This window comes from Falsihalocynthiibacter arcticus (genome assembly GCF_000812665.2).
In the GTDB taxonomy this organism is placed as follows: Bacteria; Pseudomonadota; Alphaproteobacteria; order Rhodobacterales; family Rhodobacteraceae; genus Falsihalocynthiibacter; species Falsihalocynthiibacter arcticus.
The window spans coordinates 3,354,946-3,368,629 of the sequence record NZ_CP014327.1 but is presented as its reverse complement, the minus strand read 5'-3'; the positions used below and the strand labels follow the sequence as shown (position 1 = coordinate 3,368,629).

Annotated in this window: 10 protein-coding genes and 1 pseudogene; 6 read left to right on the top strand and 5 right to left on the bottom strand. The window is 52.2% G+C overall.

Going from position 1 to position 13,684, the window contains the following annotated elements:
- Nucleotides 1–19 precede the first annotated feature (19 nt).
- Entirely contained in the window at nt 20–2,416 is a 2,397-nt protein-coding gene (locus RC74_RS16555; protein ID WP_052274963.1) for a beta-mannosidase, read from the bottom strand.
- A gap of 126 nt (nt 2,417–2,542) precedes the next feature.
- Nucleotides 2,543–3,457, bottom strand: a complete 915-nt coding sequence (locus RC74_RS16550; RefSeq protein WP_052274964.1) for a LysR family transcriptional regulator — start codon at nt 3,455–3,457, stop codon at nt 2,543–2,545.
- Nucleotides 3,458–3,593: 136 nt separating this feature from the next.
- On the opposite strand from RC74_RS16550, the gene RC74_RS16545 reads away from it, so the two are divergent.
- The 6 genes from RC74_RS16545 to RC74_RS16520 all read left to right on the top strand — a co-directional run bounded on the left by RC74_RS16545 (nt 3,594) and on the right by RC74_RS16520 (nt 11,506).
- Nucleotides 3,594–4,811, top strand: a complete 1,218-nt coding sequence (locus RC74_RS16545) for an aminopeptidase P family protein (protein ID WP_039003431.1) — start codon at nt 3,594–3,596, stop codon at nt 4,809–4,811.
- 99 nt (nt 4,812–4,910) lie between these two features.
- Nucleotides 4,911–6,014, top strand: coding sequence for an ABC transporter ATP-binding protein (locus tag RC74_RS16540; protein ID WP_039003418.1), 1,104 nt, complete (start codon nt 4,911–4,913; stop codon nt 6,012–6,014).
- A gap of 70 nt (nt 6,015–6,084) precedes the next feature.
- On the top strand, nt 6,085–7,218 hold the full coding sequence (locus RC74_RS16535) for an extracellular solute-binding protein (protein ID WP_039003419.1): 1,134 nt from the start codon (nt 6,085–6,087) through the stop codon (nt 7,216–7,218).
- Nucleotides 7,219–7,323: 105 nt separating this feature from the next.
- Nucleotides 7,324–8,865: an ABC transporter permease gene (locus tag RC74_RS16530; RefSeq protein WP_039003432.1), complete on the top strand. Its 1,542-nt coding sequence runs from the start codon at nt 7,324–7,326 to the stop codon at nt 8,863–8,865.
- A gap of 2 nt (nt 8,866–8,867) precedes the next feature.
- Nucleotides 8,868–9,764, top strand: coding sequence for an ABC transporter permease (locus tag RC74_RS16525; protein WP_039003420.1), 897 nt, complete (start codon nt 8,868–8,870; stop codon nt 9,762–9,764).
- A gap of 203 nt (nt 9,765–9,967) precedes the next feature.
- A complete protein-coding gene (locus tag RC74_RS16520) occupies nt 9,968–11,506 on the top strand; it encodes an arylsulfatase (RefSeq protein ID WP_039003421.1) in 1,539 nt (512 codons plus the stop codon).
- Nucleotides 11,507–11,660: 154 nt separating this feature from the next.
- On the opposite strand, the gene RC74_RS23345 is transcribed toward RC74_RS16520, so the two are convergent.
- The 3 genes and pseudogenes from RC74_RS23345 to RC74_RS16505 all read right to left on the bottom strand — a co-directional run bounded on the left by RC74_RS23345 (nt 11,661) and on the right by RC74_RS16505 (nt 13,574).
- A complete protein-coding gene (locus tag RC74_RS23345) occupies nt 11,661–12,002 on the bottom strand; it encodes an aldose epimerase family protein (protein WP_052274965.1) in 342 nt (113 codons plus the stop codon).
- Nucleotides 11,978–12,718 (bottom strand): annotated as a pseudogene (locus RC74_RS23170) (aldose epimerase family protein). Before RC74_RS23170 ends, RC74_RS23345 begins: the two are co-directional and overlap by 25 nt.
- 13 nt (nt 12,719–12,731) lie before the next feature.
- Complete coding sequence (locus tag RC74_RS16505) at nt 12,732–13,574, bottom strand: ABC transporter permease (protein WP_218918088.1); 843 nt, start codon at nt 13,572–13,574, stop codon at nt 12,732–12,734.
- Between the last annotated feature and the right edge of the window lie 110 nt (nt 13,575–13,684).

Genomic DNA, 13,684 nt, shown 5'->3' with positions numbered 1-13,684 from the left:
CCCGTTTTACCCGCGCGTTCTAGCCATATGTCGCGCTGTGCAAATCCTTGACGGTGAAAATGGGCACTTCTCCCGAAGTTTTGGGGGTAAACTGAATTTTGGCAGGGGTTTTGGGCGTTATCGTCATGACATTTTGGCTAAACCGTCCGGCAATACTGGCTTCAAGCGCGACATAAAGCGCTAGCGCCGAGGATGTTACCGAAATCTCGTACCCCTCCTCATTTGGGACAACCTCAAGCTTCAGATCCGCCGTCACAAGATCGTAGGACTTATACGGACGCAACATAAAGTGGTCATTGGCCTCTGTGCCGTCTGACCCCGTCCAGCAATAGGTTAAAATCTCGTCAACAGCCAATTCACTGGTCGCGATTCCAGCCAGAGATTTCGCCACGTCTGGGCCGACTCTAGCGTTGACCTCCACCAAAATACGAGACGATCCATCAGGTTTTGTAGCCGCTAGTTTTACAGCAATATCAATGGGTTCACGGAGGTCGTTCACAGCTTTAAGTACAAGCATCTCGCCCTCAGGCACGATCGTCACAAACACGGGTTGAAAGAATTCCCCGATCATATAATGCGGCAGTTTCCAGCTGCCGCCATAGTTAAGTGAGGCCCAGCTGGCGACAGGCCATGTGTCATTGAGCTGCCAAATGAGCGCGCCCATACAATGCGGTTTGAGGCTGCGCCAATAGGAAACGGCGGTCTTGAGGGCCAAACCATGCTGGATTTGCGACAGATAGACAAAATCGTCAAATCCCGTTGGGAAACGGAAATATCGGAACATGGTTTCCGCAATCCGCGCATTCCCGCCATGGTTTTTCTGATGGCTTTCGAGGGTTGGCGCGGCGATATTACGGTCGTTTTCAGTGGTAAAACTGCGGATCACGTCCATTGAGGCATAGGATTGGAAGCCGAATTCGGAACAGAACCGAGGTTTGATATCGCGGTAATGCTCAAAATCCTTGCCTTCGTGCCAAACCGACCAAAAATGCATGTCGCCCGCCGTGTCGTCGTGCCACGCGTCGCCAAAATTCATCGGCCCTGCGGAGGGGCTGGAGGCCCACCAATTTGCCTCCGGCACAACCGCGCGCAATGCGCGTTCGATTTGCGTATTCAGGCGGTCGTAGGCCACCAGATAAAGGTCGCGATTTTCCTTGGATTCTTCATACCATGTGAGCGCCCCGACGAGTTCGTTATCACCGCACCAAAGGGCCAGTGACGCGTGGTGATAAAGCCGTGTGACGGTCTCGCGCACTTCGCAATCCACCTCGGCCAAGAAAGCTGCATCGGCGGGGAAAAGGTTGCAGGCAAACATGAAGTCCTGCCATACCATCAGGCCCATTTCGTCGCAGAAATCATAGAACCAATCCGGCTCATAACGCCCGCCGCCCCATACGCGGATCATGTTCATGTTGGCGTCGACGGCGGATTGCAAAAGGTCGCGCACGCCCGCCTGTGTTATCCGTCCAGAGAGTGCGTCAGCAGGGATCCAGTTGGCACCTTTTGCATAGGTATCTACGCCATTCACGCGGAATTTAAAGCCGACGCCGACATCGTCCTTTTGCGCCAGAAACGCCATGTCCCGTAGGCCAATGCGTCGGGTTTGCGTACTGTCCCCGAGGGTCACATCCAGATCGTGCAACGCCTGCTCTCCCATACCAACGGGCCACCAAAGCGCGGGCGATACGAGGGTAATCGCGGCCTCAAGAACGCCGTTTCGCGCCGCAACTACGCCTGTGATGCTCTGGCCGCAGAACGCGATTTCAAATGGAATATCGCGTGTTTCGCAGCTCTCAAATGGCGCGCGCACCGTGACGGTCACATTCTGCCCGTCGTGAGCCTGATCGACAATCACACCGGTGATCCGCGTCTGGCTCTGAGGGCAGAGTTCGATGTCGCCGATCACCCCGAATGGCGCGAGGGCAATGTTCCAATCCCAACCAAAATCGCACTGGGCTTTGCGGATCATATTGCCGTGGGGAATGGGGCAATTCATGTGCAAATACGGCACGGGATAGGGATGCTCAGCGTAGCGCTTTGCTGCCTCTTTGGTGTTTGAATGGAAGTACAATTCAATGGTGTTTTCGCCCACATGCGCAACTTCGGACAGGTCAACGCGATAGGTTCGAAATACGTTTTGCGCGCTCAAAACCTTTGTGCCATTGATCAAAACATCGACGATGGTGTCCAGCCCCGTCAGGAACAAATCGCAATCCGTCGCCGTAAGGGTGAAGCTACGCGTGGCGCGCCAATCTCGGTCTGCAATCCACCTCAGATCGTGCTCATTGCGACCGAAATAGGGGTCGGGAATTTCTCCAGCGGCGAAAAGGGCTGATATTCCATCACCTGGAAGAATCATTTCAACACGATAATCGCCCTGAGCATCCTCAAGCGCCCAAACCCCATTTAACATCATCGCAATTTCCTCCCACTGACTTATTGAAGGCACTATGGCGGCAATGCAATCGATTACAAGGGGGTAAAATGCAGTGGTTGTCGATTTTTCGAGTGTCCCCAAAAAATTGGGGAAAATCTCAAACGTCTATGCCTTTTGCGATATTTGCTCCGTGGAGCGCGCATTGAGCGTCCAATTCACAAACGCATTTAGGGCTGGCACTTTGTTGAGGTCCGGGATCTTTTTCATGATCAGATAATAGAAAAAATCATCCAATATCGTGACATCTGAGAGTTTTGACAGGCGACCGGCGGCGAGATCTTCGTGGATCAACGCAAGCGGGCAAAGCGCGGCGCCCTGTCCGGAAAAGGCTGCGGTTCGGAGCATATTGATATCTTCGAAGATAGGGCCCTTTAGGGCGTGTGGCGTTTGGCCTCCAGCGGCCTTGAACCATTGCGACCAACCGTTTGTATCCGTGTCGTGCAACAGTCCAATGCCCAAAATATCGTCTAGAGTCGGATGGGTACGGCCGAGCGATTGAAACACCCATTTGCTGCAAACGGGCGCGCTCTCACCAGACAAAAAGGGAATGGATTTGAGGTTGGTCGCAAGTGTCGGAGTCGGACCGAAGGTAAACGCAAGATCGACCTCATCGAAGTCAATGCCCTGCCCGTGCAGCGCGTAAACAACCTGAATATCAATGTCGGGATGTGCGGTGCGAAAAGCAGACAGCCGCGGAATGAGCCAACTTGTGGCGATGGATGGAATGGCCGCAATCACGAGAGGTTTTGTGCCTTCTGGCGCGCGAAGCCGTTTGCACGCGGCGGCAATATCACCAAAAGAGAGTATCACAGCGCGCGCAAGATCCTCAGACTGCGGCGTCAGGATTGGCCGACGGCCCGTGCGTTCAAAAAGAGCAACCCCAAGCCAGTCTTCGAGATTACGCACCTGATGACTGACGGCGGATTGAGTGACGCACAACTCATCTGCGGCCTTCTGAAAGCTGCCAAGACGGGCAACAGCTTCGAAGGTCTTGAGTGCGTTCAACGGAAGATGCGTCATTTATAGGCTCGCTTTAACATGAATATAATTCATGTACGGTGAAAACTTCTCCTTTGACAAGTGTGGGTCTCAGGCAGAGGAAGGGTGGCAACGGATCGTCGCCACCGACGGATTTTTACACACAAAGGATGCAAAAATGGATCGCGAAATCTTTCAAGATTACACAGGTAATGGCCTGAAAGCTGCGCCGACCTTTTCCGCGACCGAAATGCAACGGCGTCTGACGGCAATTCGCACCTATATGGTGTCTGAGAACATAGATGCCGCGCTGTTCACATCCTACCACAACATCAATTATTACGCCGATTTCCTGTTTTGCTCCTTTGGCCGGCGCTATGGGTTGGTGGTTGATCACACGACCGCAACCTCGATCAGCGCGGGGATTGATGGCGGCCAGCCATGGCGGCGGACCTTTGGCAATAACGTTACCTACACCGATTGGAACAAGGACAATTATTTTAATGCCGTCGACAAGCTCGCAGGAAAGGCAAATCGGGTGGGAATCGAATTTGATCACGTCAACATTGAGCTGCTAAGGCAGTTGGAGGCCTTTTTTCCAGAGATGGAATTTGTCGATATTTCCAAACCCGCCATGCGTCTGCGGATGATCAAATCGGCGGAGGAAATTGCGCATATCACTCAGATGACACGGATCGCGGATTTGGGTGGTGCGGCCTGTGCCGAAGCAGCACGTGTGGGTGTTTCCGAGCGCGAGGTCGCCTTGCATTCCACCGCGACAATGGTGCGCGAAATCGCCAAAACATGGCCGCAGGGCGAATTGCTCGACACTTGGACGTGGTTTCAATCGGGCCTCAATACTGACGGCGCCCACAACCCCGTCACCAGTCGCACGATCGAAGCGGGTGATATCCTGTCACTCAATTGTTTTCCAATGGTTGCGGGCTATTACGTCGCTTTGGAACGGACGCTTTTTGCCGAACATGTCTCTGATGCGCATTTGCGGATGTGGGAGGTGAATTGCCGCGTACACGATCGCGGTAAGGAACTTTTGGTGCCCGGCGCGCGGTGTTCGGATATCGCAAAGGAGTTGAACGAGATCTACGCCTCCGAAAACCTGCTCCAATATCGCAGCTTTGGGTACGGTCATTCCTTTGGTGTCTTGAGCCATTATTACGGTCGTGAAGCCGGCCTCGAATTGCGAGAAGACTGCGACACAGTGCTCGAATCAGGCATGGTCATTTCAATGGAACCGATGATCACGATTCCCGACCATTTGCCTGGTGCTGGAGGGTATCGCGAGCATGATATTTTGGTGATTTCGGACGAAAATAATCAAGGGAATCATAACATTACAGCCTTTCCCTATGGCCCCAAACACTTGATCCTCAAGTGAACCTGTTGATAATAAAGTGAAAACTATTTTACTAATCGTTTAAATCCCTGTTAGGGTGGCTGACATGCCCGCTCGTTTGAAAATAACAGAAAGTTAAGCATGGCCAACCCAAACAACGATTCGGCGTTTGTCGAATTTGACCGCGTTCAGAAGAGTTACGATGGTGAAACTCTTGTTGTAAAAGATTTAAACCTATCGATGCCGAAAGGCGAATTTCTGACGATGCTCGGCCCGTCAGGGTCTGGCAAAACCACCTGCCTGATGATGCTCGCAGGGTTTGAGACGGCAACACATGGCGATATTCGCCTCGGTGGCAAGCCGATCAACGATATTCCGCCACATAAACGCGGAATTGGGATGGTTTTTCAAAACTATGCGCTCTTTCCGCATATGACCGTCGCCGAAAACCTGTCTTTTCCCCTCGAAGTGCGTAAATTTGGTAAATCCGATCGTGAAGCCAAAGTGATGCGCGCCTTGGATATGGTGCAGATGGGGGAATTCGGCAATCGCCGCCCCGCGCAACTTTCTGGCGGCCAACAGCAACGGGTCGCCCTCGCACGCGCTCTTGTATTTGAACCCGAGTTGGTTCTGATGGATGAGCCTCTGGGCGCCTTGGATAAACAACTGCGCGAAACGTTACAGTTTGAAATTACCAAACTCGCGCATAACCTTGGTATTACGGTGGTTTATGTGACCCATGACCAAACCGAAGCCCTCACCATGTCGGATCGGGTTGCCGTGTTTGAAAACGGACGCATTCAACAACTTGCGCCGCCGGACGAGCTTTATGAGCGGCCTGCAAACAGCTTTGTGGCCCAGTTCATCGGCGAGAACAACACCCTCGAAGGCGTGATCACGCAAATGGGCAAAACCCAATGTCGTGTGCGCCTCGATAACGGCGACGAAATCGACGCCGTTCCAATTAATGTGAAAAAAGTAGGCGAACGCACGCGGGTCTCTATTCGCCCCGAGCGTGTTGAGTTTGACAAACACCGCCTTCACGAAGATGCCCATATGCTCAAGGCCGAAGTGTTGGAGTTCATTTATATGGGTGATATATTCCGCACACGCCTTCGGGTTGCGGGCAATGATGATTTCGTCATTAAATCCCGGAATGCACCCGACCAAGTGCGTCTAGTTCCGGGGAGCCAAGTCGAAATTGGCTGGCTGACGGAAGACTGCCGAGCGCTCGACGTTATCTAAAGATATCTTACAGCCATCGCGCTCGGGGCTGTCGGAAAAACGATAAAAAAAGACCAACTAGGAGAGTACTATGAAACTTAGACATTTGTTTGGGGCCACGGCCCTTGTGATGTCGCCTCTAGCCGCAACAACGGTTTTTGCTGCGGACCTACCTGCCTGTGAAAACTGTTCTGACAGCATGACCATCATGTCATGGGGCGGCGCATATCAAGCATCCCAAATCGCTGCCTATTCCGATCCTTATGCAGCGTTAACTGGTATCACTGTCGTTTATGACGAAAGCTCCAATGAATCGATCGCGAAAATGCGTGCGGGTGCCGAAGCTGGCAACAGCGCGTATGACCTGATTGATGCGGAAGGCCCTGACTCACAACGTGCGTGCGACGAGGGTTTGGCCATTGAAATCGATGCCGACGCTTCCCTTGCGGCGGGCGATGATGGCTCTACACCAACAGAAGACTTTGGTCCAAGCTTGATCAACGAATGCTTCATTCCGCAAATCGTGTTTTCGACAACATTTGGCTATCGCAATGATGTCGCCGAATGGAATGGCGCAACACCAGACAGCCTTTGCGCGATTTTCGATACCGAAACTTTCCCAGGCAAACGTGCTTTGGAAAAACGTCCTAAGAAAAACCTCGAATGGGCTTTGATTTGTGACGGCGTTGCAAAAGAAGACCTCTATACAGTTCTGTCTTCGGACGGCGGCGTTGAGCGGGCATTGGCCAAACTTGATACCATCAAAGGCGATGTTGTTTGGTGGTCTGCGGGTGCGGAAACACCACAACTTTTGGCAGATGCCGAAGTTGTAATTGGTTCCACATATAACGGTCGCCTGTTCTCGGTTATCGAAGAGCAAAAGCAGCCAGTTTCCATGCTTTGGGATTGGCAAGTGTTTGACTTTGACGGTTGGGTTGTTCCAGCTGGCTTGGACGAAAAACGCTTGAACCGTACGATGCACTTCCTGAAATTTGCCACAGACACACAGCGTCTCGCAGATCAGGCCGCGTATATCTCTTACGGTCCAGCACGTGCGTCTTCGCAGCCTTTGGTTGGGGATCACGCCACGTTGGGTATCGATATGGGTCAGCACATGCCGACCAACCCAGCAAACCAAACCAACTATTTGGTGAACAACATCGAATGGTGGGCAGACAACAACGATGAAGTTGATATCAAGTTCCAAAACTGGTTGGCTCAATAAGCTATCCGTTTGATATAACTAGATAAAACAACTTGCGCAGGGGCCTAGGTCCCTGCGCATCCCGACCCAAGAAAAACAACCACGGGACAGGACATGACGCAAACAATGACCGATGACCAAGACGCTTCGAAACCCGTATTGGCTGCCGACGGCACTCCATTAAAGCAAAGCCTGAACCGCGCCCTACGGCGGCAAAAGCTCCGCGCGCTGGCTCTGATTGCCCCGCTGCTTTTGTTCATCCTCGTCAGTTTTGTCGCCCCGATTGGCGATATGTTGTTCCGCTCTGTGGAAAACAGCATTGTGATGGAAACCATCCCGCGCACCGTGCGCGCCATGCGCAACTGGGAGCCTGATGGCGAAACCCTCCCTCCAGATGAAATTTACGCAGCCTTTTACACCGATTTTGTCCTCGCCGAAGAGAACAAATTGCACACGCGCCTTGGCTCACGTTTGAATTATGAAGCCAGTGGCATGTCCTCGCTGTTCCGCTCTACGGGGCGTAGCATCAGCAAGTTTGACACCACAATTTACGGCACCCAGTTCACCGAAGCGGACGCCGCCTATGGCGACCCTGCGATGTGGGCCACATGGATGGCAGAAAAAGACAACCGTAAAGCCCTGCCCCTCACCGCCAGCGCCTATGAGGGTTGGGCCGAAATGATCGAAGACGTGAAAGACGCCGATCCTGCTACGAAAAAACTCAGCCCGATTGTTTACACAGCACTTTACAATGATTTCGCCTCGGGGGCCGTGGCGCCTTCGATGCCCGCCGTGGACGTGTCTGGTTTTGAGACCGTCTCCCTGCGCGAGCAATTCGGCGCCGTAAAGGCCGATTGGCTCGATCCAACCACATGGACGGTGATTAAAACCTTCGCGGGTCCGCTGACCGATGGGTATTTCCTGAACGCCGTTGACATGTTGAGAGGTCCTGACGGGATCGAAGCGCGACCAGAAAGCCAACGGATTTATTTGCGGCTGTTGTGGCGCACGATTGTACTGTCGGTAACGATTACCGCCACCTGTATTATGCTGGGCTATCCAGTGGCTTGGCTCATGGCCAACTTGCCCAACCGTTCCGCGAACGTGCTGATGATCTTGGTTTTGCTGCCATTCTGGACCTCGCTTTTGGTGCGGACCTCCGCTTGGAAGGTGTTGTTGCAAGAACAAGGCGTGATCAATGATCTGCTGGTTTGGATTGGCCTTGTGGGCGATCTTGACCGATTACAACTGATCCAAAACGCCACGGGCACGACCATTGCCATGACGCATATTCTTTTGCCTTTCATGGTGCTGCCCCTGTATTCGGTGATGAAAACCATCCCACCAAGCTATTTGAGGGCCGCGAAATCCCTCGGTGCGAACGATTGGACAGCCTTCTGGCGGGTCTATTTCCCTCAATCTCTCCCAGGGATTGGCGCGGGATCGATCTTGGTCTTTATCTTGTCCATCGGCTATTACATTACGCCCGAACTCGTCGGCGGCACCAAAGGTGTCTTCATCTCAAACCGGATTGCCTACCATATCTCAAGCTCACTGAATTGGGGCCTCGCCGCCGCTCTGGGCTCGATCCTACTGGTCATCGTACTCATCTTATATTGGGTTTATGATCGCTTGGTTGGTATTGATAACGTTAAATTGGGGGGCTAAAAATGTCTTCACTTCCACCCTATGCCTCGCCCGTTCAACGCGCATGGTTCTATAGTTTTCGCGTCATCTGCGGGCTGATCTTCTTCTTTCTGATCGCGCCAATTATCGTGATTATTCCGCTGAGCTTTAATGCCGAAGACTTCTTTACCTTCACGCCGGAAATGCTGGCGCTGAACCCTGAGGGGTTCTCGCTCAAACACTACAAAGACTTCTTCAACAGTTCCGATTGGCAATTGGCTATGAAGAACTCCCTCCAGATCGCGCCGGTTGCCACAATCATCTCTGTGACCTTGGGAACGATTGCCGCGATTGGCCTGTCGCAAACCCACGTGCCGTTTCGCCGCTCTATCATGGCGATCCTGATTTCACCGATGATTGTGCCGTTGATTATCTCGGCGACGGGGATGTATTTCTTCTATTCCAACCCCTATATTCCGATCCCTTTCTACGGCAAGCTTGAGATCCCAATCACCCTCACGGGGACCTATGTCGGAGTCGTCTTGGCGCATGCGGCGCTTGGTATTCCCTTTGTCATTATCACTGTTACCGCCACGCTTGTGGGCTTTGACCGCTCCCTCACTCAGGCCGCGGCAAGCATGGGGGCCTCGCCCGTGCGCTCCTTCTTTAAGGTGCAAATGCCTCTGATTTTACCCGGTGTGATTTCGGGTGCGCTTTTTGCTTTTATTACCTCCTTTGACGAGGTGGTCGTGGTCTTGTTCGTGGGGTCGGCCAATCAGAAAACGCTGCCATGGCAGATGTTTATCGGCTTGCGCGAGCAAGTGAGCCCGACAATTCTAGCGGTCGCGACCATATTGGTTTTCCTTTCGGTCTTGCTCCTCGCCACGTTGGAACTTTTGCGTCGCCGCTCTGAACGCTTGCGCGGGATGTCACCTGGCTAAATTCCTGTTACCTATTGAAACGGTTGGTTCTGGCGCAAGCCAGAGCCAAGAAAATCGTACAGTCAAAATTTTAAAGAAGTTATTTTGCATTTTGGATTCCGCATTATTGCGCGAACCAAAGACTTCGGATATTGTCTTGGTATTCTAAGTTTTCGACACGCCAGAAAACATTCAGTACTTTTTAAATATAGGGAACCAATAGGATGAAATCCGTGAAAATCTTATTTTCGGCGAGTATCTTCGCCTTGGCCAGCCTCGCTGCGCACGCGCAAGAGAAGCCAAATATCCTCGTTATCTGGGGTGACGACATTGGTCAGTTCAACATCAGCGCCTATAATAATGGCATGATGGGCTATCGCACGCCTAATATTGACCGGATTGCGTCTGAAGGCGCTTTGTTCACCGATTGGTACGGTCAACAAAGCTGTACCGCGGGGCGGGCGGCCTTCATCACTGGCCAGTCTCCAATGCGGACAGGTCTGACAAAGGTTGGCCTTCCCGGCTCCCCTGAAGGTATGAAAATCGAAGACCCAACCATCGCGGGTCTGCTTAAACCATTGGGGTACATGACCGGTCAATTCGGTAAAAACCACCTCGGCGACCGCGATGAAATGCTACCGACCAACAATGGCTTTGATGAATTCTTTGGTAACCTTTACCATTTGAATGCCGAAGAAGAGCCCGAGAATGCAGACTATCCAACGAACCCAGAATTTAGGGAAAAATTTGGCCCACGCGGCGTTATTAAATCCTCTGCGGATGGCACAATCGAAGATACGGGCCCGCTCTCTAAGAAACGTATGGAGACCGTGGACGAGGAAATCACTGCCGCTGCGATCGACTTTATGGACCGCGCCGTTGCGCAGGATAAGCCGTTCTTCTTGTGGTGGAACGCGACACGCATGCATATTTTTACCCACCTCAAGGAGGAATCCCAAGGAGTAACCGGACTTGGTGTTTATGCCGACGGTATGGTTGAGCATGACGGAATGGTTGGCGAACTTCTTGATAAGGTTGATGAACTCGGCATCGCCGACAATACAATCGTGATGTATTCCACCGACAATGGCGCCGAAACATTCACGTGGCCCGATGGCGGCACAACAATGTTCAAAGGCGAGAAAAACACACAATGGGAAGGTGGCTATCGCGTCCCAACTGTGATCCGCTGGCCTGGCGTTATTGAACCCGGCACTGTGATTAACGATATCGTTGCCCACGAAGATATGTTGCCAACGATCCTCGCGGCAGCAGGAAAACCAACCATTGTAGAAGACCTTCTTGGGGGCGGCGTTCAAGCCATTGGCCGCGAATATAACGTCCATATTGATGGGTATAACTTGATGCCTGCTCTACAGGGCGAAGGCGAATGGCCACGCGATAACTTCCTCTACTGGACAGACGATGGTTCGGTTGCTGCCCTGCGCTACAACAACTGGAAAATCACTTTCCTACGTCAAAATGCAGAAGGATTTAAAGTTTGGACATCCCCGTTTGAAGTGCTTCGGGCACCTTCGATTACCAACCTTCGCATGGATCCGTTTGAGCGTGCTGAATCTGAGGACGCAATGGGCTACCAGCGTTGGTGGATTGAGCATATGTATATTATTGCCCCAGCAGCAGCCTATGTTGGCGAATGGCTGCAAAGCTTTGCTGAGTATCCTCCACGCCAAAAACCAGGTTCGTTCAATCTTGATCGCGTGATGGAAGCGGTTACATCGGGATCACCTGGCAACCAATAGACCACTTTTTTCTAACCAATACGAAAGCAGGCCTCGCAAAACGGGGCCTGCTTTTTTGTTGTGAAATTGGATTAAGGTCGCGCCGCAATGCGCTGTATTTAATCAGTAAAGTGATGTTCATCACAGGACGGACACCGGCAATTCCTACCGCCACTCAGATACAACTAAAGCGGTACTCAATGGAATGCGCGTAAATCTCCCCTGCAGCAAGTTGGGCCGATGGGAACGCGGGTTGATTTGGGCTGTCTGGAAAGAATTGTGGCTCAAGGCAAATACCCGAACGCGGCCCATATTTTTGCCCGTTGAGGCCGACAATAGGCACATTGAGTTGATGTCCGTCATAGACCTGCAACCCAGGTTTTGTGGTGTGGATTAGCATTTTCAGGCCCGTTTTTTGAGTTTCAAGGATCGCAGCCAACGCCTTCTGTTTTCTGGGGAGGTTATCTGATCGTGTGAGGATGAAATTATGGTCTAAATCAATCGGGTATCGTGGCACGTTGACCGGCCTTGGCGTTTAAAATCAAAAGCCGTTCCTTGAACATCCAGTACCTCTCCAGATGGGATCAGAGCACCGTCAACTGGTGTCATTCGATTGGCAAAAACAGTGAGGCGATGATCCGAAATACTATCGGAACCGTCGAGGTTGAAATGGCTATGCTGGGATAGGTTCACAATAGTACTCTGTGTCGATACGGCATTGAATTCAAACTATAAAATAGTGGATTCTGATAAAGTATATGTGCATTTTACGTCCAGCGCTCCGGGGAAGCCTTGATCGCCATCAGGCGAGTGGAGACTCAGTGTAACGCTCTCTTTGTTGTACGCGTCAATTGTCCAGACCCGTTGGGAGAAGCCTCCTGCGCCGCCATGCAAACAGGTGTTAGGACCTTCGTTTTGATCGAGTGTGTAGCGTTGACCGTCGAGGGTAAACCCGCCGCCGGAAATACGATTTGCGTATCTTCCGACAACGGCCCCAAAATAGGGCGAATATTTCGGATAATCTTCAAATTTTTCGAAGCCAAGAACAACAGATTGCAGCCGTCCGTCTGGCATTCTGACACGTAAATCCGCGATTACGGCGCCCCATGTAAAAATGCGGCAGGACGATCCGTCTGGCCCCGTTAGAGTGATTTCGTGAACAAGTTCCCCGTTAAATTCCCCTACCAGTTTTGGTAGGGGCGATGTGCATGACCGCGTGTCTATCTGATCCATTGAAGTCGCCCTTTCACGCCGCTGATGCCGTGGCACCGACAGACTTTTTTCGGGCCAAACGCGCTTGCAACATGATAACGACAAGGAGAAAAAGCCCCCGCACAACCGACTGCCAATAGGCCAAAAGGGAAATCCAGCCTTTGCCGTTTTTAAAATTCAGGATCGTGAATAAAACCCCCATCAACAAAACCCCCGCAAGCGTTGCGCCAACAAAACCCGCGCCGCCGGTGAGCAATGTGCCCCCAACAACGACGGCGGCGATTGCGAAAAGCTCCCAGCCCTTACCCTCAATAGGTTGTCCCGCGCCGAATTGTGCTGTCAAAATGACCCCCGCGAGGCCCGCCAAAGCACCACAGGCGACATAGGTCAGCATCAGGATTTTGTTGACCGGAAGCCCCATGAGTTGTGCGGCATCTTCGTTGCCACCAATTGCCAAAACGGTGCGCCCTGCACTGGTGGAATTCAGCACATATGATCCTGCAATAAACGCGAGGACGGCAATGAGGGCGGGCACAGGAAACCCAAGAATGTTGCCCTGTCCGAGCCACGTAAAACTGGTGGCATAGGACGCGGGGATTGATTGATTTCCCGCCAGCAAAAGCGCCATACCCCCTGCGGCCAGCATTGTCGCAAGTGTCGCCACGAACGGCATAATTTGCAGTCGCGTCACGATCAGCCCGTTAATCACCCCAACGATTACTCCCGCGCCAAAACCCGCCAAAAGCCCCGGCATAAGACCGTAATGACTGGCGTGGGCGGCAACGACGCTCGACATCGCGGCCGTTGCCCCTACCGAAAGGTCAATGCCGCCCGTCATAATGACAAAGCACATGCCCAAAGAAATCAACGCAAACATGGAGTTATACCGTAGGTACGCTCATCACATTGAAAGTGCCCAGAAAAATATCATAACGCAGCCAGCCGAAAAGGATAATCCCAGCAAGGGCCAAAACAACACCGTAATTT

Bases quoted from the DNA above. Each gene is read 5' to 3' on its own strand.
- RC74_RS16555 (WP_052274963.1), bottom strand. From the start codon at position 2,416: ATGATGTTAAATGGGGTTTGGGCGCTTGAGGATGCTCAGGGCGATTAT.
- RC74_RS16520 (WP_039003421.1), top strand. From the start codon at position 9,968: ATGAAATCCGTGAAAATCTTATTTTCGGCGAGTATCTTCGCCTTGGCC.
- RC74_RS16505 (WP_218918088.1), bottom strand. From the start codon at position 13,574: ATGTTTGCGTTGATTTCTTTGGGCATGTGCTTTGTCATTATGACGGGC.
- RC74_RS16550 (WP_052274964.1), bottom strand. From the start codon at position 3,457: ATGACGCATCTTCCGTTGAACGCACTCAAGACCTTCGAAGCTGTTGCC.
- RC74_RS16540 (WP_039003418.1), top strand. From the start codon at position 4,911: ATGGCCAACCCAAACAACGATTCGGCGTTTGTCGAATTTGACCGCGTT.
- RC74_RS16530 (WP_039003432.1), top strand. From the start codon at position 7,324: ATGACCGATGACCAAGACGCTTCGAAACCCGTATTGGCTGCCGACGGC.
- RC74_RS16535 (WP_039003419.1), top strand. From the start codon at position 6,085: ATGAAACTTAGACATTTGTTTGGGGCCACGGCCCTTGTGATGTCGCCT.
- RC74_RS16525 (WP_039003420.1), top strand. From the start codon at position 8,868: ATGTCTTCACTTCCACCCTATGCCTCGCCCGTTCAACGCGCATGGTTC.
- RC74_RS16545 (WP_039003431.1), top strand. From the start codon at position 3,594: ATGGATCGCGAAATCTTTCAAGATTACACAGGTAATGGCCTGAAAGCT.